The 24,195-nt window shown below is 61.6% G+C and carries 23 protein-coding genes and 1 tRNA gene; 10 read left to right on the top strand and 14 right to left on the bottom strand.

The window, feature by feature from the left end:
* Nucleotides 1-58 precede the first annotated feature (58 nt).
* Together Q7S58_RS21555 and Q7S58_RS21550 are read right to left on the bottom strand one after the other, a co-directional pair.
* Nucleotides 59-682, bottom strand: a complete 624-nt coding sequence (locus tag Q7S58_RS21555) for a glutathione S-transferase N-terminal domain-containing protein (RefSeq protein ID WP_304830891.1) — start codon at nucleotides 680-682, stop codon at nucleotides 59-61.
* Nucleotides 683-723: 41 nt separating this feature from the next.
* The gene (locus Q7S58_RS21550) at nucleotides 724-936 is read right to left on the bottom strand and encodes a hypothetical protein (RefSeq protein WP_304830889.1); all 213 of its coding nucleotides are present in this window, start codon (nucleotides 934-936) and stop codon (nucleotides 724-726) included.
* Between the two features lie 93 nt (nucleotides 937-1,029).
* On the opposite strand from Q7S58_RS21550, the gene Q7S58_RS21545 reads away from it, so the two are divergent.
* Nucleotides 1,030-2,259, top strand: coding sequence for an acyl-CoA dehydrogenase family protein (locus tag Q7S58_RS21545; RefSeq protein ID WP_304830887.1), 1,230 nt, complete (start codon nucleotides 1,030-1,032; stop codon nucleotides 2,257-2,259).
* A gap of 105 nt (nucleotides 2,260-2,364) precedes the next feature.
* Here Q7S58_RS21545 and Q7S58_RS21540 read toward each other — a convergent pair whose 3' ends face one another.
* The 5 genes from Q7S58_RS21540 to Q7S58_RS21520 all read right to left on the bottom strand — a co-directional run bounded on the left by Q7S58_RS21540 (nucleotide 2,365) and on the right by Q7S58_RS21520 (nucleotide 5,088).
* Entirely contained in the window at nucleotides 2,365-2,703 is a 339-nt protein-coding gene (locus Q7S58_RS21540) for a P-II family nitrogen regulator (protein ID WP_304830885.1), read from the bottom strand.
* A gap of 131 nt (nucleotides 2,704-2,834) precedes the next feature.
* Nucleotides 2,835-3,230 carry a nuclear transport factor 2 family protein gene (locus tag Q7S58_RS21535; protein ID WP_304830883.1) on the bottom strand — a complete coding sequence of 132 codons (396 nt, stop codon included), beginning with the start codon at nucleotides 3,228-3,230 and terminating at the stop codon, nucleotides 2,835-2,837.
* A gap of 180 nt (nucleotides 3,231-3,410) precedes the next feature.
* Nucleotides 3,411-4,019, bottom strand: a complete 609-nt coding sequence (plsY, locus tag Q7S58_RS21530; protein ID WP_304830881.1) for a glycerol-3-phosphate 1-O-acyltransferase PlsY — start codon at nucleotides 4,017-4,019, stop codon at nucleotides 3,411-3,413.
* An 82-nt stretch (nucleotides 4,020-4,101) separates the two neighbouring features.
* Nucleotides 4,102-4,176: transfer RNA gene (locus Q7S58_RS21525), tRNA-Pro, on the bottom strand.
* Between the two features lie 93 nt (nucleotides 4,177-4,269).
* Complete coding sequence (locus tag Q7S58_RS21520) at nucleotides 4,270-5,088, bottom strand: enoyl-CoA hydratase-related protein (protein ID WP_304830879.1); 819 nt, start codon at nucleotides 5,086-5,088, stop codon at nucleotides 4,270-4,272.
* A gap of 129 nt (nucleotides 5,089-5,217) precedes the next feature.
* Here Q7S58_RS21520 and ggt point away from each other — a divergent pair, with 129 nt between their 5' ends.
* The 5 genes from ggt (at nucleotide 5,218) to Q7S58_RS21495 (ending at nucleotide 12,532) form a co-directional block, all read left to right on the top strand.
* Nucleotides 5,218-6,927, top strand: coding sequence for a gamma-glutamyltransferase (ggt, locus tag Q7S58_RS21515; RefSeq protein ID WP_304830877.1), 1,710 nt, complete (start codon nucleotides 5,218-5,220; stop codon nucleotides 6,925-6,927).
* Nucleotides 6,928-6,969: 42 nt separating this feature from the next.
* On the top strand, nucleotides 6,970-8,766 hold the full coding sequence (locus Q7S58_RS21510) for a glycosyltransferase family 39 protein (RefSeq protein WP_304830875.1): 1,797 nt from the start codon (nucleotides 6,970-6,972) through the stop codon (nucleotides 8,764-8,766).
* A 168-nt stretch (nucleotides 8,767-8,934) separates the two neighbouring features.
* The gene (gene hpnJ, locus Q7S58_RS21505; RefSeq protein ID WP_304830873.1) at nucleotides 8,935-10,380 is read left to right on the top strand and encodes a hopanoid biosynthesis associated radical SAM protein HpnJ; all 1,446 of its coding nucleotides are present in this window, start codon (nucleotides 8,935-8,937) and stop codon (nucleotides 10,378-10,380) included.
* 98 nt (nucleotides 10,381-10,478) lie between these two features.
* On the top strand, nucleotides 10,479-11,639 hold the full coding sequence (gene hpnI / locus Q7S58_RS21500; RefSeq protein WP_304830871.1) for a bacteriohopanetetrol glucosamine biosynthesis glycosyltransferase HpnI: 1,161 nt from the start codon (nucleotides 10,479-10,481) through the stop codon (nucleotides 11,637-11,639).
* 5 nt (nucleotides 11,640-11,644) lie between these two features.
* Complete coding sequence (locus Q7S58_RS21495; RefSeq protein ID WP_304830869.1) at nucleotides 11,645-12,532, top strand: hypothetical protein; 888 nt, start codon at nucleotides 11,645-11,647, stop codon at nucleotides 12,530-12,532.
* A 25-nt stretch (nucleotides 12,533-12,557) separates the two neighbouring features.
* On the opposite strand, the gene Q7S58_RS21490 is transcribed toward Q7S58_RS21495, so the two are convergent.
* The 6 genes from Q7S58_RS21490 to Q7S58_RS21465 all read right to left on the bottom strand — a co-directional run bounded on the left by Q7S58_RS21490 (nucleotide 12,558) and on the right by Q7S58_RS21465 (nucleotide 18,386).
* Nucleotides 12,558-13,400, bottom strand: coding sequence for an SMP-30/gluconolactonase/LRE family protein (locus Q7S58_RS21490; protein ID WP_304830867.1), 843 nt, complete (start codon nucleotides 13,398-13,400; stop codon nucleotides 12,558-12,560).
* A 79-nt stretch (nucleotides 13,401-13,479) separates the two neighbouring features.
* Nucleotides 13,480-14,433 carry an efflux RND transporter permease subunit gene (locus Q7S58_RS21485; protein ID WP_304830865.1) on the bottom strand — a complete coding sequence of 318 codons (954 nt, stop codon included), beginning with the start codon at nucleotides 14,431-14,433 and terminating at the stop codon, nucleotides 13,480-13,482.
* Between the two features lie 69 nt (nucleotides 14,434-14,502).
* Nucleotides 14,503-15,012, bottom strand: coding sequence for a c-type cytochrome (locus Q7S58_RS21480; protein ID WP_304830863.1), 510 nt, complete (start codon nucleotides 15,010-15,012; stop codon nucleotides 14,503-14,505).
* A gap of 46 nt (nucleotides 15,013-15,058) precedes the next feature.
* Nucleotides 15,059-17,692: an ATP-dependent chaperone ClpB gene (clpB, locus tag Q7S58_RS21475; RefSeq protein WP_304830861.1), complete on the bottom strand. Its 2,634-nt coding sequence runs from the start codon at nucleotides 17,690-17,692 to the stop codon at nucleotides 15,059-15,061.
* Nucleotides 17,693-17,764: 72 nt separating this feature from the next.
* Nucleotides 17,765-17,983, bottom strand: coding sequence for a hypothetical protein (locus tag Q7S58_RS21470; RefSeq protein ID WP_304830858.1), 219 nt, complete (start codon nucleotides 17,981-17,983; stop codon nucleotides 17,765-17,767).
* Nucleotides 17,949-18,386, bottom strand: a complete 438-nt coding sequence (locus Q7S58_RS21465) for a hypothetical protein (protein ID WP_304830856.1) — start codon at nucleotides 18,384-18,386, stop codon at nucleotides 17,949-17,951. Before Q7S58_RS21465 ends, Q7S58_RS21470 begins: the two co-directional genes overlap by 35 nt.
* On the opposite strand from Q7S58_RS21465, the gene Q7S58_RS21460 reads away from it, so the two are divergent.
* Nucleotides 18,357-18,575: a hypothetical protein gene (locus Q7S58_RS21460; protein ID WP_304830854.1), complete on the top strand. Its 219-nt coding sequence runs from the start codon at nucleotides 18,357-18,359 to the stop codon at nucleotides 18,573-18,575. The genes Q7S58_RS21465 and Q7S58_RS21460 overlap by 30 nt on opposite strands.
* 344 nt (nucleotides 18,576-18,919) lie before the next feature.
* On the opposite strand, the gene Q7S58_RS21455 is transcribed toward Q7S58_RS21460, so the two are convergent.
* Entirely contained in the window at nucleotides 18,920-19,918 is a 999-nt protein-coding gene (locus Q7S58_RS21455; RefSeq protein WP_304830852.1) for a proline iminopeptidase-family hydrolase, read from the bottom strand.
* 231 nt (nucleotides 19,919-20,149) lie between these two features.
* Between Q7S58_RS21455 and Q7S58_RS21450 the strand changes: the two genes are divergently transcribed.
* The 3 genes from Q7S58_RS21450 to Q7S58_RS21440 all read left to right on the top strand — a co-directional run bounded on the left by Q7S58_RS21450 (nucleotide 20,150) and on the right by Q7S58_RS21440 (nucleotide 24,007).
* Nucleotides 20,150-21,391 (top strand): MFS transporter, encoded by a 1,242-nt coding sequence (locus Q7S58_RS21450; protein ID WP_304830850.1) that lies wholly within the window; start codon nucleotides 20,150-20,152, stop codon nucleotides 21,389-21,391.
* A gap of 751 nt (nucleotides 21,392-22,142) precedes the next feature.
* On the top strand, nucleotides 22,143-23,252 hold the full coding sequence (locus tag Q7S58_RS21445) for an LLM class flavin-dependent oxidoreductase (RefSeq protein WP_304830848.1): 1,110 nt from the start codon (nucleotides 22,143-22,145) through the stop codon (nucleotides 23,250-23,252).
* Nucleotides 23,252-24,007, top strand: coding sequence for a hypothetical protein (locus tag Q7S58_RS21440; RefSeq protein WP_304830846.1), 756 nt, complete (start codon nucleotides 23,252-23,254; stop codon nucleotides 24,005-24,007). Before Q7S58_RS21445 ends, Q7S58_RS21440 begins: the two co-directional genes overlap by 1 nt.
* Nucleotides 24,008-24,195: the final 188 nt, after the last annotated feature.

Below are 24,195 nucleotides of genomic sequence, written 5' to 3'. Positions count from 1 at the left end.
TGATCCCGAGGCGCTGATGTTCTCGATCAATCGGTTGCCTCGGCTTTAGCCGGATCGATCAGACCTGCGGCACCGCCATACCCTTTGTCACGGCGGGACGCTCGCCGATCGCAGCGATCCATCGCGCGACGTTGCCGCCCTCACCGACCACATCGGCCTTCGCCGCCTTGATTGGAGAAAATCCCACGGCCACCCACGGATAGAGCGCGACATCCGCGATTGAGTAGTCGCCCGCGATGTATTCCGTGCGCGCGAGCTGATCGTCCATCACTTTGAGCAGCCGCGCGCATTCAGTCGTGTAGCGGTCGATCGCGTAGGGAAGTTTTTCGGGCGCCGCGTTGATGAAATGATTCGCCTGCCCGAGCATCGGGCCGATGTTCGCCATCTGAAAGAAGAGCCATTCGAGCACTTTCGCGCGCGCGGGATTTTTTGACGGCAGCAGCTTGCCGGTTTTCTCCGCGAGATGAACCAGGATTGCACCCGACTCGAAAATCGAGACGCCGCCGTCATTGTCCACGATCGCGGGAATCTTGCTGTTGGGGCAGATCGCGACGAACTCCGGCTTGAATTGCTCACCGTCGCGGATATTCACCGGATGCACCGAATATTCGAGTCCGCACTCTTCGAGCATCACGGAAATTTTGCGGCCGTTAGGCGTCGTCCAGGTGTCGAGATCGATCATGATGCGACTCCTGTCGAATGAACTTCGGATCTAACGCCGCATCACATCGCTCCCCATCGATGTTCGCAAGCGCGGCAGAACCAGCGCGGTGACTTGCCTTCGAAGATCATGCATCCGCCGAATTCGACGTCGGGCTCCGGCTCGCCAGGCATCGGCGGCGCCGGCAGACCGTACATGATCGGCACGACGTTGGCCGACGAGCACACGGGGCAGCAAGGGCTGTCGGTCGATTCGGTTTTTGACTTTCGCGGCATCGCGGTCATTATGGCGATGTGTGCAAAGCGAGACCATGGGCAGATCGATCGTTCGGCTGCCGATAGTCGTCGCGCACTCACAGGAGGATCGCCATGCAAAGTGTTGCCGAACTCGAATCGAGCCCCGAAATTCAGGATTTGCGAAGCCGCGTTTCCGCCTTCCTGACTGAGTTCATCTATCCGAACGAAAAAATTCTCGAGCACGGCGGCGAGCAAGCCTCGCGCACGCTCAAATCAATTCAGTCCGAGGCGAAGCGGCGCAACCTATGGGCGCTCGGATTGCCCAAGGAGATCGGTGGCGGCGGCCTCGGCTTCATGCCCTACGTTCTCGTCAATGAAATCGTCGGACGCAGCGAGTATGCGATCGCGGGCCTCGGCACGCATTCCGCGCAGGACGCTACGATGTTTCATCTCTACGGCAACGCCGAGCAGAAAAAACGCTGGCTCGAGCCGCTGGTCAACGGCGACGTCTATCCGAGCTTCTCGATGACCGAGCCGGAAGTCAGCGGCGCCGATCCGACCGGACTGCGCACGCGCGCGGTTCAAGACGGCGACGAATGGGTGATCAACGGCCACAAATGGTTCACCAGCGGCGCGAACGTCGCGGCGTTTTCGACCGTGATGTGCGTCACCGATCCCGACGCGCCGACCTACGAACGTTTCAGCATGATCGTGGTCCCGACTGACACCAGAGGCTACGAAATTGTGCGTATCGTGCCGGTGATGGGCGAGACGTCGGGCGGGCATTGCGAAATCAAGTACAACGACGTGCGGGTGCCGCTAACCAACCTGCTCGGACCGCGCGGGCAAGCGTTCAGGATCGCGCAAAAACGCCTCGGGCCGGGGCGCATCTATCATTGCATGCGATGGCTGGGGCAGGCGCAGCGCGCGTTCGAGCTGATGATCGAGCGCGCGATTAATCGCAAGGCGTTTGGCAGTACGCTCGCCGACAAGCAGACGATCCAGAACTGGATCGCCGACTCGGCTGCCGAGATCCAGGCCGCGCGCCAGCTCACGCTCAGCGCCGCCGCCAAAATCGACGCTGGCGACGAAGCGCGCGTCGAGATCTCGCTAATCAAATTCTTCGGCGCCAAGGTCCTGCATGACGTGATCGATCGCGCGATCCAGGTGCACGGCGCGATGGGCGTCTCCGAGGACACGCCGCTTGCGCGGATGTATCGCCACGCGCGATTCGCGCGCATCTACGACGGACCCGACGAAGTGCATCGGATGGTGGTGTCGCGGCGAATCGTGAGCGAGTTCAAGAAGGGCCGCAAATGGGATTTCGGCCGCGCCGTCACGCCCAATGGACGTGGCGACTGACATTGATTAGTTACGATCGGTGCAGACATGAGCGGCGGCGAGGATCGAATCCCCGCCGCCGTTGTCTCCTGATTGAATCGCGCGCCGAGTGCCGCGCCGAATCGCCTACAGCGCGTTGACGCCGCGTTCGCCGGTGCGGATCCGCACCACTTCCTCCATCGGCATCACGAAGATTTTCCCGTCGCCGATCCTGCCGGTGCGCGCCGACCGCTCGATCGTTTCGACCACCTGCGCCGCCAATTCGTCCGAGACTATGATTTCGAGTTTCACCTTCGGCAGAAAATCCACCACGTATTCCGCGCCGCGATAGAGCTCGGTGTGGCCCTTCTGGCGGCCGAAGCCCTTCACCTCGCTGACCGTGAGGCCCTGCACCCCGATACTCGACAACGCCTCTTTGACCTCGTCGAGCTTGAACGGTTTGATGATTGCCTCAACTTTCTTCATAGGACTCCTCTTCGGCCCCTGATCGCATCTGCCGCAGCGCGTCACCGGGTCGCGTATTCAGCTTTCACCTCAGCCGCGCAAGGAGCAAGCAGTGTGGATACGGCCGTGAACGCGGTGACAGCTTCAGCATACTAGGCGGCAAATACCTCGCGGGCATGGTTGGTGTCGCAGTACTCGCGCACTTCGGCGATTTTGTCGCCGGCGAAACGAAAATAGAAACTATACATGTTGGCGTACTTGCGCCCGTTGGCCGCGACCGTGTCCGACTCCGCGAGCACCGACGCGTGGTCGCCCTCGCAGATGATCGGCCCGAGTTTCATATTGAGCCCGTTGGGCAGCATCGTTTTGATCGTCCCGGCGAATTGCCGGATGCCGGCCTTGCCCTTGAGGGTCTCGAAGCCGGGCATTTTGGTCATCACGCGATACTCAAAATGGTCGGCGACCATCGTTTCGAGTTTGGCGGGATCGGGATCCTCAAACTCTCGCAGAAATTCGATGACGGTTTCTTTCATTTGTGCTGGCTGCATTGGCGGTCCTCCTGACTTTGATGATTAGTCTCTTGATCAATGATGCACAATTCCACCGATGCGCCGATAGGCGAGGCGCAAGCGCGATGCCAACCGGCGACGGAAGCAATCGTACGTCTTATTCTGGCATAAACCCGCTGCGATGCCTGCTTGTCGGGCGGGCGATTAATTGACTGGCATTCAGCCGGCGTTCGCGTCGCGCCGCTTGGGCTGAAATCTTTCCTCCTCGCCCCGGCTTAAGCGCGCGATATTCTCGCGATGCCGCAACAACACCAGCGCGGTCATCAATATCGCGAGCAGCAGGTAATGCCGCGGCAAGCCCATCGCAGCGACCGCCGGCGGCAACGCGATCGCCGCCGCCATCGACGCCACCGACATTATTCTCGTCGCCGCGAAGACGACGCCGAAAATCGCCAGCGCGAACAGGATCACCGGCCACGAGATCGCGAGCCATACGCCGAGCGCGGCAGACACTCCCTTGCCGCCGCGGAAGCGCAGGAAAATCGAATAGATCGAGCCGGCGAACGCAGCGAGCCCGGTCCACGCGATAACTTCGTTGGAGAAGCCCGCACCGCGCGCGATGATCACCGGAATCGCGCCTTTCAGCACGTCGCCGATGAACGTGATAGCCGCAGCACTCGAACCGCCGGCCCGCGCAACATTGACCATTCCGATATTGCCGGAACCGACCGCCCGCGGATCGAAGCCATAGAGGCGGCCGACGATCACGCCGGTCGGAATCGATCCAATCAGGTAAGCGGCGACGAGGAGGACGATTTCTGCTGTCATGCTGTGCGGATTCGACGATTGATGGGGAATGAATTCTGGCGTCCGCAACCCGCGCGCCGGTAGCCGTGAAAAAGTGAAAAAATCGGGGTGACTGGATTTGAACCAGCGACTCCTGCGTCCCGAACGCAGTGCTCTGGCCAGGCTGAGCTACACCCCGTAACCGTCAGGCGTCATCGGGAAAATCAGACCAAATGTTTATATCATCCGGCTCCGGCGCGCGCGAGCCTCCGGAAATCGCACGAGCTCGCGCCTATCGACCGGTAAACTTCGGCGCCCGCTTCTCGACGAACGCCTTCACGCCTTCCTTGAAATCCTCCGACCGCGTCATCATTTCCATCGACGCGTCGTCCTCGCGCACTCCGGTCGCCAGATCGGTGAACAGATGCTGATAGATCATCTTCTTTGCCTGCGCGACTCCGAGCGGCGAGCACTTCGACGCGATCCCCGACGCGATTTCGTGCGCCACGCTCATCAGCTTGTCCTGCGGCGCTACGCGATTCACGAGGCCAATCTCGAGCGCTTCTTTCGCATCGACCAGCCGCCCGGTAATCGCGAGTTCGGTCGCGCGTGCAAGGCCGATGATCCGCGGTAACATCCAACTGCTGCCGTGCTCGATCGCGAGTCCGCGCTGCGTGAAGATGAGCCCCATCCGCGCGTTCTCCGACGCAATCCTGATGTCCTGATAGAGGCACGTGGTGAATCCGAGCCCGACGCAGGCGCCGTTGATCGCGCCGATCACCGGCGTGCTCAGCGCGAGCGGCCACGAATATCTGTTGCGATAATCCGCGCGCTGCTGATTCATCCACTCGTCCTCGACTTCCGCACTGCGCGCGGACGTGTTGCCCTGCGCGATATTCGACAGCGCGCCCATATCAGCGCCCGCGCAGTATGCGCGTCCCGCGCCCGTCACGATGATCGCGCCAATCGACGGGTCGCGCTCGGCGTCCATCATCGCCGCTCTCATCTCCGCGCCCATTTTCGGCGTCCACGCGTTCATCCTCTCGGGACGGTTCATCGTCACCGTCGCCACGCGATCTTTTTTCTCGAAGATAATTTCGTCGAAATGCATCTCATGCCTCCGTGCTCGGTTCGAGGCTGCCGATGAACCTCGCGCTGCGATCAAAGCACCTCCGATACGCGAAATCCAACGCGCGCGACCGCCTTCCTTCTGCTTGCGTCGGCTGTTAGTAGGATCCGGATGCGTTCGAGTTTCGCTTTCCATCTCAGACTGGCGCATTGTCGCGCAACAGTTCTGATCGTTTTCCTGTCCGCGATTTTCTGGCCGCCCGCAGGCTTCGCCGCCGATTCGCAGGCGAATCGCGCCGCCGTCGGCACCCATGGGATGGTCGTTTCGGAAAGCGACGACGCAGCCCACGCCGGTATCGAGATTCTCAAGCAGGGCGGCAACGCGGTGGACGCCGCAGTCGCGACTGCGCTCGCGGTCGGCGTTACGAATCCGGCGTCATGCGGTATCGGCGGCGGCGGCTTCATGCTGATTTACATCGCGAAGAACCACGGCTTCTACGCGCTCGATTATCGCGAGACCGCACCGCTGATGGCGCGGCCCGATATGTACATTCGCAACGGCAAGCCCGACCCGGAATTGTCCAAGGACGGCATCCTGGCGGTCGCGGTGCCCGGTGAGATCGCCGGCATCGACGCAGCGCTCAGGCGCTTCGGCACCATGAAGTTTCAGCAGATCGCGGCGCCGGCGGAGAAACTCGCGGAGAACGGTTTCGCCGTGAATCCGCATCTGGCCGGCGAGATTGCGCACATGTTGCCCAAGCTGAATGCCGATCCCGGCATGCGCGAAGTGTTCGTCAAGTCCGACGGAGCGCCCGCCAAAGCCGGCGAGACCATCTACGCGAAGAAACTTGCCGCGACGCTGAAGCGGCTCGGCGACGATCCGGTCGCAAATTTTTACCACGGTGAAGTCGCCGCGCAGATCGTGTCGTTCATGAAGGAGCATGGCGGGCTGATCACCGCCAACGACCTGACCAACTACCGGCCCATCTGGCGGAGTCCGATCCGCCGCCAGTACCGCGGCTACGACGTCGTGGCGATGCCGCCGCCGTCGTCGGGCGGCGTCGTGCTCGAGATGCTCGGGATGCTCGAGGGAGGCCGTCTGGCGGGTCTGGGCGTCGATTCGCCGCCGTATCTCGCGCGCCTGATCGAGGTGATGCGCCAGGGCTTCATCGATCGCGCACAGTATGCCGACCCGGCATTTGTCGGCGTTGAAATCGGCAAGCTGCTCTCGGACCGGCATATCGGCGAGTTGCGTGACCGCGCGCTGCATCGCAAGGCGCCGCCGCCCGATACTCCGGCCGCGCACGATCACGGCACCACCAACCTGCTGGTCGCCGACAAGGATGGCAACGTGGTCGCGCTGACGACCACCACCAACACGGTGTTCGGCGCGCTGATCAGCGTGCCGGCGCTTGGCCTGCTGCTCAACGACGAGATGGATGATTTCGCGATCGCGCCGGGCGTGCCGAACGCGTATCACCTGGCCGGCGAGCGCGCCAACGAGATCCGGCCGGGCAAGCGCCCGCTCTCCTCGATGACGCCGATTATCGTCACCAAAAATAATGTCCCGGTGATGTCCACCGGCGGCTCCGGCGGTCCGACGATCATCAGTGGCGTGCTGCAGGTCACGCTGAATGTCCTCGACTTCCATCTCGATGCGGCCCATGCAGTTGACGAACCGCGCATCCACGAGCAGGCCGTCCCGGACGTAGTGATCGTCGAGGAGTCGATGCCCGCGGCGACGCGCGTCGCGCTCGAGGAAATGGGCTACAAGATCAAAGTGGCGCCGTCGCTCGGCGCGGTCGGCGCGCTCACGATCGAGCCGGGGAACTATCGTGGCGCGTTCGATCAGCGCAAAGGCGGCGGCGCCGTCGGCTATTGATCGATTTCGCGCCACCGCCGCGGCGCGTTAAACTTCCTCTCCGTGTCCGAGATCGCAATCACTCCCGCCGCCGCGACCGCATCTGATTCGCAGTCCGGCGTATCCTCGTCGCAATCGTTCCCCATCGCCTACGACGTTGCTGCGATCCTGGCTCTTTCGATCGCGGTGTTCTTCTTTCATCTCGGCTCGTATGGGCTCTGGGAGCCGGATGAAGGCCGCTATGCGGAAATCGCGCGAGAGATGCTCCGCGGCGGCAGCAAAATCATCCCGCATCTCAACTACGTCGCTTACGTCGAAAAACCTCCGCTGCTGTATTGGCTGACGACGCTGTCATTCGCCGTTTTCGGCCTCACCGAATTTGCGGCGCGATTCACGGTCGCGATGTCCGCGCTCGCTGGCGTGCTCGCGACCTACTTCTTCGCGCTGCGCACGTTCGGCCGCCGCCACGCGATTCTCGCGAGCGCGATCCTCGCGACCACCCCGATTTACGCCGTGATGGCGCAGGTCCTCACCACCGACATGCTGCTCACCGCGTTGGTGACCATCGCCAACTTCGCGCTCTTTCTTCATTGGCGGGGGGACGCGGGCTCGCGATGGTGCTGGATCGCGTACGCCGCGATGGGCCTCGCAGTGCTGGCCAAGGGACCCGTCGGCGTCGCGCTGCCGATTCTTTCGATGCTCGCGTTTCTCGCGTGGCGCGGCGAACTGCGCGGGGCGCTCGGAAAATTCCGCGCTTTCGCGGGCCTCGCGATTACCGTCGCGATCGCTCTGCCGTGGTTCGTCGCGATAACGATTATGGAACCGGGATTTTTCGACTTCTATTTCGTCGGCGAGCACCTCCGGCGCATCTTCGATTCCAGCTACAGCCACACCGAACCGATCTATTTTTATCTGCCCGTGCTCGCGCTGGGATTGATCCCGTGGTCGATGCTGGTGCCGTTCATGACCTGGCGCGACGCGCAAAAAAATCCTGCGCGCACCTTCTGCCTGACCGCCGCGATGGTGACGCTGGTGGCATTCTCATGCGCGAGCGCCAAGCTCATTCCGTACATCCTGCCGGCGATTCCTCCGCTCGCGATCCTCATCGCCGACGGCTTGATCTCCTGCGCATGGCCGGCGCCCGACTCCCGCGCCGCTCATCGTCCGCCCGATTCGCGAATCCTGCTCGAAAGCGGCCCGCTGCTGATGCTGTTCGGCGCGGGCGTGATCGTCGCCGCGATCCTTGCGCCTCAATTTCGCACGCCTTACGTGATGGCCGCGCGCCCGGCGATGTTCCTGATCGGCGCTGTGCTGCTGATCGGGGGCGGCGTCACCACCGCGATTTTCCTGCGTCGCCGCCGCGGAGCCGGCCTGGTCGCGCTCACGCTCACGCTCGCATCGGCGCTGATCGCCGGCGGATGGGTGCGACTCGAAACCGAATCACTCCGCTCGTATGCAAGCCTCGCGCGCGCAGTCGCCGCACGCGCCCCCGACGCGCGGCTTATCTGCTATCACCGCTACGTGCAGTCGCTCGCCTTTTATACCGGACGCCGCGTGATCCTGGTGGGCCCGAAAAGCGAACTCGATTTCGGCGCGCGCCATGCGGCCGACACTGCCGATTGGTTCTTCAACAACGACCTGCAATTGCTCGAATTGTGGGAACGCCCTGGGAGTACCGTGCTCGTGATTGACGCGCCGGAACTGGCGCGGCTCAAGGAGCGGCTCGGCGCTTTCGATTTGATCGCGTCGGAAGGCAAGAAGCGCGCGATCCTGCGCCATCGGCTGAGCGCGTCGACCGCTGCCGCCACAGACCTGCTGGGCGCGCGATACCCTACACGCGCCTCGCGCCTGATTAACTAATTAACTAGTCCCGACCTTTGTCGAGCCGCCCGACGCACCGAAAAACGGCCCGTATGATCCACTAAACATCCATTAATCTCAAAATTTTCGGGCAATCTTGCCTTCATGACTTGCGGTCGATATAGTCCGCCTAACCACTCGGACAGGCTGCCGGAGTATGCTCAACTTATGGATGTGATGAAGACTCTCTTCCTGAATCCGCCCTCCTACGACGACTTCGACGGCGGCGCAGGCTCTCGTTACCAGGCCACTCGCGAAGTTTGGTCCTTCTGGTATCCGACTTGGCTCGCATATCCGGCCGGGATGATTCCCGGCGCGCGGCTGCTGGACGCGCCTCCGCACGACTACACCGTCGATATGACGATTAATGAGGCGAAGAACTACGACCTGGTCGTGCTTCATACCTCAACGCCGTCGCTCCGAATGGACGCGCGCACCGCGGAAGCAATCAAGGCCGCCAATCCGAACGCGATCATCGCGATGGTCGGGGGGCATCCGACTGCGCGGCCAGAAGAAGTGCTGAAGCTTTCTTCGGCGATCGATATCGCGGGCCGCAAGGAGTTCGACTACTCGATGCTCGAAGTGGCGCAAGGCCGCGACTGGAGCACGATCGGCGGCATCAGCTATCAGAAGAATGGCGTGCTGCATAACAATCCCGATCGTCCGTCGCTCACCGACGAGGAACTCGACCAGTTGCCGTTCGTCACCGAGGTTTACGAAAAAAACCTCGACTATCTGAAATACAACAGCCCCTACTGCCAGTACCCATACGTCTCGATGTACACCGGGCGCGGATGCCCCGCGCGATGCACGTTCTGCCTGTGGCCGCAGGTGACCCAGGGGCATCGCTATCGCGTGCGCAGTCCCGAGAACGTGTTCGAGGAAGTATCGGCGATGCGGTCCAAGTTCCCCAGGATGAAGGAACTGTTCTTCGATGACGATACGTTCACCGCGGACCCGGCGCGCGCGCGCAAAATCGCGCAGTTGCTGAAGCCGCTCAACATCACCTGGTCCACCAACTCGCGCGCCAACGTCGATTACGAAACGCTCAAGGTGATGAAAGACGGCGGCCTGCGGCTGTTCGTGGTGGGCTACGAATCGGGCAACGCGCAGATTCTGAAGAACATCAAAAAGGGCGTCGGCATCGATCGCGCGCGGCGCTTCACCAAGGATTGCCGCGAAATCGGCATCCTGATTCACGGCACCTTTATCCTCGGCCTGCCCGGCGAGAACAAGGAAACAATCGAGGAATCGATTCGATTCGCGCGCGAGATGGATTGCGAAACAATCCAGGTCTCGCTCGCCTCGCCGTATCCGGGCACCGAACTGTTCGACTACGTTACCAAGAACGGCTTTCTCGCCGTCGACCCGCTGCTCGACGAATCGGGCTATCAGAAGTGCACGATTACTTACCCCGGTCTCAGCAGTGACGAGATTTACGGCGCGGTCGAGCGCTTCTATCGCAGCTTCTATTTTCGCCCGCGCTACATTTTCAAATCCGTAAAGAAGATGCTTACTTCGGTCGAGGAATCGAAGCGGCTCCTGAAGGAAGGCCGGCAGTTCTTTTCAACGATGCGCCAACGACGGCATCAGATGCAGCAGGCCGCGGTCTGACCCGGCCAAACTGCGCTTGGGCTCGTTACTGTGTACGCTGCTCAAGACGATCCACAGCCTGAAGGGATCCGCGGTTTTGCAGCCGCGGCGAAAAGCACGTGATTAGCATCGTGCTGATACTATCGGCGGTCGGGGTAGCCGTTTCGATCGGCTACTACATCGTGGCGACCCATGCCGCGATCAAATTCGCCAGCCGCAGCTCGGCGGCGCTCCCAGCCTTGCCGAAGATCGCACCGAAGGTCGCGCTTCTGAAGCCGCTCCACGGGATCCATTCCACGCTCGCCGCGAATCTAATCAGCTATCTCGAACTGGCGTACCCGCGGCTCGATTATTTTTTTGGCGTTTCGGACTACGAAGATCCCGCGGCTGAAGTTCCGGTTGCGCTGCGCCAGCGATATCAATTCGCGAACATCACGCTGGTGGTCGGCGAGGAGCCGAACTGCACCAATCGCAAAATCGCCAAGCTGATCAAGATGGCGGATCGCGCCGAAAAAGCCGACATCATTGTGCTCAGCGATGCCGACGTATCCGTCGAACGCGATCATCTGCGCCGCATCGTCAGCGAACTGGTCTCCGACGACAAGTCCGCGATCGTCACTTGCGCGTATCGCGCCCGCCCGACCGGCACGACTGCCTCGCGCTTCGAGGCGCTCTACATCAACACCGATTTTCTGCCGCAGGTGCTGCTCGCCGAATCGATCGAGCCGCTGCACTATGCACTCGGCGCGACGATCGCGATCAAGCGTCCCGCGCTGGAGGCGATCGGCGGCTTTCGCGCACTCAAGGATCTGCTCGCCGACGACTTTTACCTCGGCAAGTTCGCCGTCGAGCACGGCTACGCAATCAGGCTGTCGAGTTCGCTCGTGACGCTCGCCGCTGAAGAAAAGACCTTCAACGATTTCTGGCATCATCAACTGCGATGGGCCCGCACTTATCGCACCGTCCGTCCGCTCAGTATCGCGACCATCCTGATGCACGGCCCATTCTGGGCGATCGTATTGCTCGCCGCGTCGCGTGGCAGCGCCGCCGCATTCGCCGCCTTCGTGCTGGTGATCGCGGCGCGGCTTGCGATGTCTGCCGCGATCGTGATGCGCGTCGTCAAAATGCCCGAACTGCTGAGCGACCTCTGGATGGTCCCGATGAAAGACCTCGTGATGACCGGCGTCTGGTTCGCCAGCCTGTTCAGCAACAAGGTGAAATGGGCCGGGCGCCAGTTCCATGTCACGCGCCGCGGCGTGATGCGTGAATTGAAGAGCTAGCGGCGATGCTGCCGTACCTGCTCCTCGCGGCCGTCTCGAGCGTGCTGCTCGCGATCGGCCTGCTGATGATGAAAGCCCGCTCGGACGTTTTGCCGCCGGCCCATGGCGCGAACGTCCTGCGCGCAATCCTCGCCTGGATTCGCGATCCGATCTGGACGGGCGGGCTTGTCGTGCAGGCAGCCGGCTACGCGCTCTACGTCCTCTCGCTTTCCAACGCGCAAGTCTCGATGGTCGCGGCGATGCAGCAAGGCGGCATCGCGTTTTTCGTCGCGTTATCGATCGTGCTTCTCGGCGAGCGCGCGCGTCCGATCGAGTGGCTCGGGATCGTCGCGATCATTGTCGGAATGCTGATGCTCGCGTTGTCGCTCTCGTCCGATGAAAGCCACGGCGCGATGGATTCGGGCGCGCTGCTGCGATTTTCGCTCGCGATAACTTTCGCCGGTATCGCGCCGTACGCGAGCGAGCGACTCCGCAAGAGCGGCATCGCCCCGGCGATTCTGTCCGGCGTCCTGTTTGGCCTCGCGAGCCTGTTCGCCAAGGGCATGACCGACGATTTTCTCGCTCGCGGGTCAGCTCCGGTTTTGGTGATCGTGATGTCAGATCCGTGCTTCTATGGCGTGATTTTCGGCAACCTCGTCGGCATCGTACTGTTGCAGAATTCATTCACGTCGGCGCGCGGGATCATCGCGATGCCGCTATCCTCGGCGCTCTCGAACATCGTGCCGATTGCGGGCGGGATGCTCTTTTTCGCCGAGCTTCTGCCCGCTAGTCGCACCGCCGCGTCGATGCGAATCGCTGCCTTCGTCCTGACCGTGGCCGGCAGCGCGCTACTGGCCGATTCTCGCGCGCCTTCCGTCGGCGCGGTGGCCGAACGAATCGAATCGCAAGCCTGATCGAAAATATTCCGCGCGATCGAATTTAGAAATTCGCCTTCGGCACCGGCAGACCCGGCACGTCCGAGCGGCCGCGAAAAATCGTCCCCTTGCGATTCGGATCGTCGGTGTTGTCGGCCGTCACCACGTACAGATCCATCTGATCGCGCCCGCCGAACGTCAGGCTCGTCACCATCGAGGCCGGCAATTTGATCCGCTTCTTGACCGTGCCGTCCTTGCTGAAATGGATCACCTCGCCGACGCGCACCGCCGCCACCCAGACTCCGCCTTCCACATCGACCGCCAATCCGTCGGGCCATCCTTCAGGCATCTTCGCAAAGATGCGCCGATCCTTCACCCCGCGATCGTGCGTCACGTCGTACACCCACACCGCGCCGGTGGTTGAGTCGGAATGAAACAGCATCTTGCGATCGGGACTGAGCCCGAGCCCGTTCGACACCTCGATTCCGTCCCACAACTTGTGCGCGCGCCCGGGCGGATCTATTCGAAACAGGCTCCCCGGAATCGGCTTGTTGTTGCTCAGCGGATCGAAATTAATCGTGCCGGTGTACACGCCGCCGTGATCGTCGGTCGTCAGATCGTTCATGCTGACCGGCTTGCCTTCCCACGACGCGAACAAGTCGCGGCTCTTGCCGGTCTTTTCGTCCCAGTGAATCAGCCCTTTGCCGGTCAGCACGAGTCCGCCGCTCTGATTGAAGATCATGCCGCCGACGCCGCGCCGCTTCGGGATCAGCGTCTCGACGCTGCCGCCGGGATTGCGCCGGTAAACTCCGCCGTTGGGGATGTCGCTGAAGTAGAATCGTTCGCGCTCATCGACGCGCGGCGCCTCGAGCAAGCCGTAGCCGCTCGCGAGCATCTCGAATTCCATGGTGTGAGATCCTCCTGACGACCGTTTACCACGGTTTCACCTCGTTCCGCGAGCTTGACGAAATGTCAGAGAAGTTCGCTTACGCGAGCGTACCGGGCTCGAAGACCTGCGTCGGCCGCGCCGCGTTGTCCGCCAGTCGCAGCTTTCGATGACACAGGAAAATCAGCACCGGCTGCAGCATTCGCGTGAGCACCATGATCGCGAGCGCGCCGCCGATTACGACGATCGCCAGCGGACGCTGCGTCTGCGCGCCGATTCGCGTCGATATCGCCGCCGGCAACAGTCCGAGCGCGTCGACTAGATCGGTCATCATCGTCGCGCGCAACCGCCGATCCGATCCGAGCACGATCGCCTCGGCAAACGGACGCCCCTGCTCCCACAGTTGCCGGATGTAAAAGCTCAGCAGGATTCCATCTCTCACCGCGATTCCGAAAATCGAAATGAATCCCACCGCCGCCAACACGCTGAACGGCGTGCCTGTGATGACCAATCCGACGATTCCGCACAAGCAAGCGACCGGAATCTGCACCATGATGATGAAGGTATCGATCAACGAATTGGTCGCGCCGTAGAGCCCGCCCGCGATCAACAACAGCGCGAACGGCACTACCACTGCGAGGCGCCGATTCGCCTCCTGAAGCTCGCCGTATTCACCAGCCCATTCAAGATGGACGCCCTCAGGCAGGTGTACATTTTTCGCGACCTTGGCCTTGGCTTCACGGACCGAGCTCTGCAGATCGCGATCGCGCACCGCGAATCGCACCGGCACGTAGCGCTCCAACTGCTCACGATAAATGAACGATGCTCCCGCAGCATTCTGGATGCTCGCTACCTGCGCGAGCGGCGCCTGCCCGCCGCCGGGAACGTTCACGCGGATATCGCGGATCGCGTCGAGACTCTGGCGATACTGCGGCTTCCATCGCACGACCAAATCGAAGCGGCGATCGCCTTCGAGCACCTGCGTCACAGCTTGCCCGCCGATCGCCGCCTGCACCACGCTCGCGATATCGCCCACGTTAAGTCTAACTGCCATCGGAATCGCGGCGGCGATTACGCGCCGGAACTGTCGTTCCGTTGCAATAGGTCGGAGAGCGGTTCGAGGTTACTTGCCGGCCAGCTTGTTTTTCTGGGCCGCCTGCATCGAGCGCAGATACATCACCGCCTGCCAGCGCTGCTCGATTGGCATTTCATTCGCGTACGACGGCATCGTCAGCACGCCGTTGCGAATCGCGCCGTAGATATATCCGTCGGGCAGGTTTTTGCTCGCGCCGGTGATCAGATTCTTCGGCGATTTCATCAGCAGATGCGCGACCGGGCCTTTGCCCTGGCCGTTGTCGCCGTGACAAGGCGCGCAATACGTGTCGAATTGCACGTGGCCCTTCGCGAGATTTTGCGGCGTCGGCTCGAGCGGATTGTGCATCTTGATTGTCGCTTCCCCGATGCTCATCGGCGCCTCGCCGCCATGCACGGGAATCGTGTCGGTGGGCGTCACCCGCGGCGCAACCGCAAACGGCTGCACCTCCGGTCCGCGATACATGTCGATACTCCACGGAAAGCACGCCGCGATCTGCGGCGCGCTCGCGATTGCGCGTGCGGCTGCGATCGCGGCCACAGCTATGCGCAGTTTACAGCGGATGCGATCGTTCTCCTTCGATGCCTTACGTCGCCGCGCGCGAGTCATCCGCAGACGCGGCAGGCGCACTCCCCGAAATTTCCAGCCCGTTCCGGCCCGCGTCAACCATCACCTTCGAGCCGTCGCGAATTTCGCCGGCCAGCAGCTTGCGCCCGAGCGCGGTTTCGAGTTCGCGCTGGATCATCCGCTTCAGCGGACGTGCTCCATACGACGGATCGTAGCCGTGCTCGGCCAGGTAGTCGCGCGCCTTGTCGCTCAACTCGAGTTCGATCTTGCGCTCCTCGAGCCGCGCGCGCAGCCGCATAAGTTGGATATCCACGATTTTCCGCAGCTCCTCGCGAGTCAGCGGATGGAACACCACCACCTCATCGACGCGATTCAGAAACTCCGGCCGGAAACTCTGCCGCAGCACCTCGAGCGCCTCGATTTTCATCCGCTCGTAATTCTGGCCCTTGAATCCGAGAATCAACTGGCTCGCGATATTCGACGTCATGATCACGACGGTGTTGCGAAAATCCACCGTGCGCCCGTGGCCGTCGGTCAGCCGGCCGTCGTCGAGCAGTTGCAGCAGGACGTTGAACACGTCGCCGTGCGCCTTTTCGATTTCGTCGAACAGGATCACCGAGTACGGTCGCCGCCGCACCGCTTCCGTAAGCTGCCCGCCTTCCTCGAAGCCGACGTAGCCCGGCGGCGCGCCCACCAGTCGCGAGACGGTGTGCTTTTCCATGTACTCCGACATGTCGATTCGGATCATCGCGGCTTCGTCGTCGAACAGAAATTCCGCGAGCGCCCGCGCGAGTTCGGTTTTGCCGACTCCGGTCGGCCCCAGGAAAATAAACGATCCGATCGGACGATTGGGATCCTTCAGTCCCGCCCGCGCGCGGATTACCGCGTCGGACACCGCAATCACCGCTTCGTCCTGCCCGATCACGCGCTTGTGCAGATGCTCCTCCAGATGCGCCAGCTTCTGCACTTCGCCCTCGAGGAGTCGCGACACCGGGACGCCGGTCCATCGCGCGACGACCTCCGCGATATCGTCCTCGTCCACTTCTTCCTTGATCAATCGATCGCCGCCGCCGTGCTTCTCGATCAGCTTGGTTTCTTCCGCCGCGAGTTCTTTTTCCAGCGACGCGAGCTTGCCGTATTGCAGCTCGGCGACCTTGTTCAGATCGTATTCGCGTTTCGCTTTCTCGATCCCCTGCTTGGTCTGCTCGATCTCCGCCTTGATTTTCGCGAGCTTCTCGAGGCCGCCGCGCTCGGTTTCCCACTGCGCCTGCAGCGTCGCGCGCTTGTCCTTGATTTCCGCGAGCTCCTTCTCGAGTTTCTCCAGCCGATCGCGCGAGGCCTGGTCGGTCTCGCGTTTGAGCGCCTCGCGTTCGATCTCCAGTTGCATCACGCGCCGATTAACTTCGTCGATCGCGGCCGGCATCGATTCTTTTTCGGTGCGCAGCTTGGCCGCCGATTCATCGATCAGATCGATCGCCTTGTCCGGCAGGAACCGATCCGTGATGTAGCGTTTCGAGAGCACCGCCGCCGTCACCAGCGCCGCATCCTTGATTCGAATCCCGTGATGAACTTCGTAACGCTCCTTCAGCCCGCGCAGGATCGAAATCGTATCCTCGACGCTCGGCTCCTCGACCAACACCGGCTGAAAGCGCCGCTCGAGCGCCGCGTCCTTCTCGATATGCTTGCGATACTCGTCGATCGTGGTCGCGCCGATACAATGCAGTTCGCCGCGCGCCAGCATCGGCTTCAGCAGATTCGACGCGTCCATCGCGCCTTGGGCCGCGCCCGCGCCGACCACGGTGTGCAACTCGTCGATAAACAGAATTATCTCGCCCGCCGCCTCCTGCACTTCCTTCAGCACCGCCTTCAGGCGCTCCTCGAATTCGCCGCGAAACTTCGCGCCCGCGATCAGCGCGCCCATATCGAGCGTGACTACTTTGCGATTTTTGAGATTCTCCGGCACGTCGCCCGCGACAATTCGCTGCGCCAGCCCCTCGACGATCGCGGTCTTGCCGACGCCCGGCTCGCCAATCAGCACCGGGTTATTCTTGGTGCGGCGCGAGAGCACCTGCACCACGCGGCGAATCTCCTCGTCGCGCCCAATCACCGGGTCGAGCTTGTTCTGCTTGGCGGCCTCGGTCAGGTCGCGGCCGTAGCGCTCTAACGCCTGGTAGGTTGCCTCGGGATTCGACGAACTCACGCGCTGATTGCCGCGCACCTTCTTGAGCACGCTCATCAGCTTGTCGTGCGTGACGCCCGCTTCGCGCAGGATTTTCGCCGACGCGCCGGGCTCGTCGAGCATCGCGATCAGCACGTGCTCGACCGAGATATAATCGTCCTTGAGCTTGCCGGCTTCCTGTTCGGCGCGCGCGAGAATTCGCCCGAGCCGCTGCGTGGCATAGATTTGCCCCGCATCCGAACCGCTGCCGGTGACTTGTGGAATCTTCTTTAGTTCGGCCTCGAGTTTGCGCCGCACCCCCGCGCGATCGGCGCCGGTCAGCTTCAGGATCGATGAAGCCAGACCCTCGTCATCCTCGAGCAATGCCGACAGCAGATGCTCGGCGTCGACGGCTTGATTGTGCGCGCTGAGCGCCGCGTTTTGCGCGCGTCCTAGCGCTTCCTGGAGTTTATCGGTGAACCGGTTTTCGGCCATTTGATGCTCAGCCTCTGTATTAGAGTAACCACTGTCGCCGCTCCGACAACAGGGCGCCAAAGAGGCCTGATCTTACCGCAGTGCGGCTTCGGCCAGCTTTTCGATTTGATCCCAGAGTCCCGCATCCTTCAAGGATTTGCGGATCAGTTGGCGTGCGCGCGTGAAATGAAGCGCCTCGGGTATCTCGACCGAAGATGCGATCTGCTCCGCCTTCTCGGCCGCGGAGGCAAGATCGCGATGAACAGGATTGGCGCTGTCAAATTGCGGGATCGACCCCTTCGATTCCTGCATCCTGAAATACTCGGCCGGACAGCAACTTCGGCGCATCGGGCACTTTTACGTCAAGCACCAGCGTGGCCATGGTTTTGGCCACTATCGTGAGATAGGTGTGCTGGAAGAAGAGATCGTCGTCGTTGATGGCGGTGCCATACACCAGGCTCAGACGATCGGCCCACAGTTGCCGCTTGAGGCCCACATCGTCATGCCCCTTCGCCACGTCCCATAGTTCGCCGATTCGCGAACGCGCGATTTCGTAAACGAGGCTTTCACGGTCAAGTTCTTTTCGCACCGTCTCGGGATCGGGACGCTTTTCCGGGTCGAGTGCCACGAAGCTGCGCAGCCAGCGCGTGAGCCCTTCCCAGTCACCACGCAAAACTTTGAACGGTTGGAAGGTGCGAAGCTTGCCGTTTCGCAATTCGTACGGGACGAACTCAGCACCGTCAGCGGCAATCCCTATGAACCGATCACCCGTCGCCTTCTGACGATCAGCCAGGTAGGAGGAAAGCTGCGCTTCGGCATCTGCGCGTTCTTTTCTCAGATCAGATTTGAATTCAAAAACGGTCCGACCGATCAGGGCATCGAGCCGGCCGCTGACTTCCGGTAGAGTTTTCTCGAAGTGAACGTCCGAGGGCTCCGCGCCCAGATGATAACCAGAAGCGCCTTGACGGCGCTGCGGACCGCCTCATGACCGGGGCGCTCGGCAAGTTTCGAAACAGTACTCCGTAACTTGTCTTTGCTGAGTGGCACGCTGGCTCCCGAGCTGATTTCACGAAGAGTGATAGCAACTTCAATATCCGGTGGCAAATTTACTCCGCTAACAGAATGCTAAGTTAGCCCCGACAACGGCGCGACGCCGTTCCTTGTGCCCTTATTCACAGCGCGTAGCGCGCATCTTCTTTGCCCCAGGAAGCCCGAAACCTCGTGAGGTTTCGGATCTCTTCTCCTTCTTTACTGCGCGTGATCGTTTTTGCCGATGAACTCGCGCACCACCTCGATATATCTGTCTGGCTCCTCGAGCATCGGCATATGCGAACTCTTTTCCATCACGACGAACTCCGAGCCCGGCATCGCGCGATGATACGACTCGGTCGCCTCCGGCGTTCCTTCGTCAAAACGCCCGCAGATGAACATCGCAGGATGCGCGATTTCCTTGAGCCGCGCGACGCGATCATAGTCCTTCAAATTTCCCGTCACGCTGAACTCGGTCGGGCCGTTCATCGTGAGGTAAACGTTTTGCCCGAGTCCGGCGAACGCGCGCTCGAGCACCTCGGGATAAACCGCCAGCCGGCATACGTGGCGTTTGTAGTACTCGTTCACCGCGGCTTGATACTCGTAGCAGTTCGTCGAGCCCAGCTTCTCGTGGCGATCGAGCGTCGCCTGCGTCTCCGCCGGCAACTCGCTGCGAAGCCGCCGCGCATCCTTCACCCACTGCGGCATCGAGATCGCCGGATCGGAAAAAATCACGCTCGCGACGCCGTCCGGCTTGGTCAGCATATAGGACGTCAACAGCATCGTGCCCCACGATTGCCCGAGGATATGCACGCGCTTCAAGCCGAGCGCCGCGCGCACCTGCCCCAGTTCCTCGACGAAGCGCGCGACCCGCCACAAGTTATCGTCTTTCGGCCGATCGGATTTTCCCGACCCGAGCTGATCGTAAAAAATCACCGGACGCTCGGCGCACAATCGTCCGAGCGGTTGCAGATAATCGTGACCAAAGCCCGGACCGCCATGCAGCGTCAGCAGCGGCGTCGCGTCGCCGCTCCCGACCCGCTGATACCACACGCGTCCGCCGGTGACCGCGACGAAACCCTCGCGCACCGCGCAATCTTTCGGCAACGCATACGGGTCGCCTTTTTCTTCAGCGCGCGATGTTGCCACCTCCTTCAGCACAACCACCACAACCGCGATCGCGACTGCCCCTATGAATGCTCTCCTACTTCGATTCATCTGAATCGCCCTCATCGCGCATCGTTGGCTGAATCATCTAACCTACTTTTTTCTCTTATGCCTTTTACTAACAGCGCGTAGCGCGCATCTTATCTTATCGCGATTCGGCCCTGCGGCCCGAAGTCGGCTTCGCGTCGCCCCAGGAAGCTCGAAACCCGTGAGGGGTTTCGAACTCTTCTCTTTTCCTCGCTCCTTCCTCTGCCACGACGCTTCGATTAAACATTGCACGCCATGTCCGCGACCGCCTCGACTCCCGCGCTCCCGCCGGCGCGCAAGATCACCTCGAGCGAGGCCGCGCACACTCTGCTCGCGAGCTTTCTCGGCTGGGCGCTCGACGCTTTCGATTTTTTTGTGCTGATTTTCGTGCTGCCGACCGTCGCCAAAGAATTTCACAAATCCGTCGCCGACGTCGCCTTCACCATCACCGCGACGCTCGCGATGCGCCCGGTTGGCGCGCTCATCTTCGGATGGGTCGCCGATCGCTACGGCCGCCGCATCCCGCTGATGATTGATGTCATCTTTTACTCAGTCGTCGAGGTGCTGAGCGGCTTCGCGCCGAGCTACGGATGGTTCCTCTTCCTCCGCGCGCTCTACGGTATCGCGATGGGCGGTGAATGGGGCGTCGGCGCGTCGCTCGCGATGGAAGCGGTCTCGCCGAAATGGCGCGGCTTCTTTTCCGGCCTGCTGCAGGAGGGCTACGCGGTCGGATACCTGCTCGCCGCCGCCGCGTACTTCTTCGTGTTTCCGTATTTCGGATGGCGCGCGATGTTCTTCCTCGGCGGCGCGCCAGCGCTGCTGACCATCTACATCCGCGCCAAAGTGCCCGAGTCCGAGGCCTGGGAGCGCAACCGTCCGGACATGGCCAAAATCAAGCGCGCGGTCCGCGAGAACTGGCGCCTCTTTCTCTACCTGGTCCTGCTGATGACGATGATGAATTTCGTCTCGCACGGCACCCAGGATTTATATCCGACGTTTCTGCAGAAGCAGCGCGGCTTCGACTCGCGCACCGTCGCGACGATCGCGCTGATCTACAATGTCGGCGCGGTGCTGGGCGGTCTCGTCTTCGGCTATTTTTCCGATCGGCTCGGACGGCGCCGCACGATGGCGTTCGCGGTGATCTGCGCCGGATTGGTCGTGCCGCTCTGGATCTATCCGGGCACGCTCGCGATGCTGATCGCTGGCGCCTTTCTGATGCAGTTCATGGTGCAGGGCGCATGGGGCGTCATCCCGGCGCATCTCACCGAGCTATCACCGCCCGAAGTGCGCGGGCTGTTCTCCGGCCTCGCGTATCAGATGGGCGTGCTGCTCGCATCCAACGCCGCGTTCGGCGAGGCGCTGCTCGCGGAGAAATTCGGCTACTCGGCGGCGCTCGCGGGCGTCGCCGCGATCGTGATGGTTTCAACTGCGGTCGTGATCATGCTTGGCCGCGAGCGCCTCGGCCGCGACCTCCATTCTTCTCCATCCGACACTTGAGAAGTGTGCGCTTATCGATGAAATTCGCTCGGTACCAAGAAATTCGATGCCGTTTGGCATTCTGCCATTCCCGCGCGCGCGGAGCCGAGTCGGGCCGGAGGGCCGACTCGAAGTAGGTAAGCTGCCGCGCGAGGAATCCCGAATCTCTTCGCTGAACTGATCGATGACGGCATCGAATCTCTAGTACCGAGCGAACTGCACCACTGTTGTCATTCAGAGGCTAAGGCCGCGACGCCGAAGAATCCCGGAGGTTTGCCTCGCCCGCTTTGTTGCGGGAGAGGCGCGCCGAAGCGCGTCAGCCGCGAAGCCGACTTCGGGCCGAAGGGCCGAATCGCTCTACGATAGAGAGGCGGGTGAGGGTGCCGTCGGCGCGAACAAAGGATCCGGGATTCTTCGCGGCGCTCTGAATGACGAAGAGGAGATGACGGAAGGGACTGCGCGGCGACAGAAGAGGAACGAGGAGCCGGGATTCCTCGCGCGGCAGCCACGCGCGGGAATGACAGAGGAGGCGGCTTCGCTCGGGAGGACTTCAGCCTCGATCTCTTCCGGCGTTTACCCATTCAACTATTAACAGCGCGTAGCGCGCATCTTAATCTTATTGCGATTCGGCCCTGCGGCCCGAAGTCGGCTTCGCGATGCCCCAGGAAGCTCGAAACCCGTGAGGGGTTTCGAATTCCGTTTCTTTCCTCTCACGCGGGGCTTTCGTTCCGCCCAAGATTGCGCTAAACGACCGGTATGTGGAGGTAAACCCATGAAATTCGGTCTCTTCTATGAAATCTCGGTACCGCGACCCTGGGGGCGCGAAACTGAAAAAACGGTTTACGACAATTGCCTCGAACAAGTCGCGCTCGCCGACACCCTTGGCTACGATCAGGTGTGGGCCGTCGAGCATCACTTCCTCGAAGAATATTCTCACTGCCCGGCGCCTGAATTGTTCCTCACCGCCTGCGCGATGAAGACCAAGAAGATGCGCGTTGGTCACGGCATCGTCGTATGCGTCCCCGAGTTCAATCATCCGATCAAAATCGCTGAGCGCACCGCCGTGCTCGATATCCTGTCGGGTGGCCGCCTCGAAGTAGGCACCGGACGCTCCGCGACCTGGACCGAACTCGGCGGCTTCCGCGCGAGCCCCGACGAAACCAAAAAAACCTGGGACGAATTCGTCCATTGCCTCCCCAAGATGTGGACCCAGGAACGTTACTCGTATCAGGGACGTTCGTGGTCGATGCCGCAGCGCACGATTGTGCCCAAGCCGTATCAGAAACCGCATCCGCCGCTGTGGGTCGCGGTCACCAGTCCGGGTACTGAAATCGACGCCGCCGAGCGCGGGATGGGCAGTCTTGGGCTGACCTTCGGCGGTTTCGCGGAGCAGGATGAGAAGGTCAAGCGCTATCGCAAGATCATTCGCAACTGCACTCCGGTCGGCGACTTCGTTAATGAAAATGTTTCGACGGTTAACTTCCTCTATTGCCATGAGGACGATGCGGTAGGCGTGAAGGTCGGCAAACGGATGACCGGCACCTTCAATTATCTCGCGTCGCAGTTGCTCGCCGCGCGCGAGGCGTATCCGAGCAAATCGTATCCGTCGCTCGGCTTGCTCCCGTCACTCCGGCAGGAAGCATCGGGCCCCGGCGACGCGTCGGGCGCGCCCGAGGGTATCGCGATCGGCAATCCTGCGCGACTCGTGCGCGAACTCAAGAAGTGGGAAGCCTGCGGCGTCGATCGCGTGAACTTCCTGCTGAATGCGCTCGAGACGATCCCGCAAGAACAGGTGCTCAACAGCCTCCGCCTTTTTGCGAAAGAAGTGATGCCGCATTTTCAGGGCGCGAGCGAATCCGCCGCCGCGGCCGGAGGTCGTTGATGCCTCCACGTTACGGAAATCTCAACGTCGCCGATTGGGCGAAAGCCGCCGCGACTATCAACGGCTACAAGACCGAGCCGTGGCTGCTGAAGGGCGCGCAGATTCTGAGCATCAATATCGAGATCGACGACGATCCCGCCGATAACCTGATCCCGCGCACGATGCATCCGTCGATTCCGTCCTACGCGATCTTCAATGTGATGCATTGTCCCGAAAGTCCGGCCGGTGCGTTTTCGATCGCCGAAGTTCGCATCGCGGGCCGCACCGGCGTTCGTCCCCGCGGCTTCGTGTTGCGCAGTTTCTGCGATAGCGCAGACGCGCGCCGCGAACTAGGCGAGCGATGGGGTTTTCCGGTCGCGCCGGGCGAAGTGAAGCTTGATTTGCGGCACGATCGCGTCGTCGCACGGGTCGTCGCCGACGGCAAAACCGCGCTCGAATGCGAACTGGTCGATCGCGACGTGATCGCCGGCAACGACATCCAGTACATCGCGAGCATGCATCTGGCGCGCAACAAGGATGACGGCAAGCTGGTGCTGGTGCAGGTCGATCCGGAGTTCGTCTTCTCGAAGGCCGAGCGCGGCAAGCCCCGAATCCTGCATCTCGACAACAACTGCTGGGGCGCGGGCGACAACCTCAGGCTGGGCAATCCGATCTCGGCGACGTTTACCGTCGCGGACGTGACGATGCCGAAAATTCGCTACATCTGCAATCCGGAAGTGCCCGCATTGCAGGGTACGACCAAGGTCGCCGCCTAGCTGCTTCGACAGATCCGCGGAGACTGCAAAGTCTCTGCGGGAATTGATTTCCGCAGGAATTCATTCGAGCGGAAATTGAATTGAACGGGAATTGATTTGAAAGAGCCGCGGCGAGTTCCTCGCCGCGGCCCTGTCCCTTTTGAGCAGTGGCCGTCTCCTTTCCCTCGCCCGCTTTGTTGGGCGATTTT

The organism is Candidatus Binatus sp. (assembly GCF_030646925.1).
GTDB lineage: Bacteria > Desulfobacterota > Binatia > Binatales > Binataceae > Binatus.
This window is presented reverse-complemented; position numbering and strand designations above follow the sequence as displayed.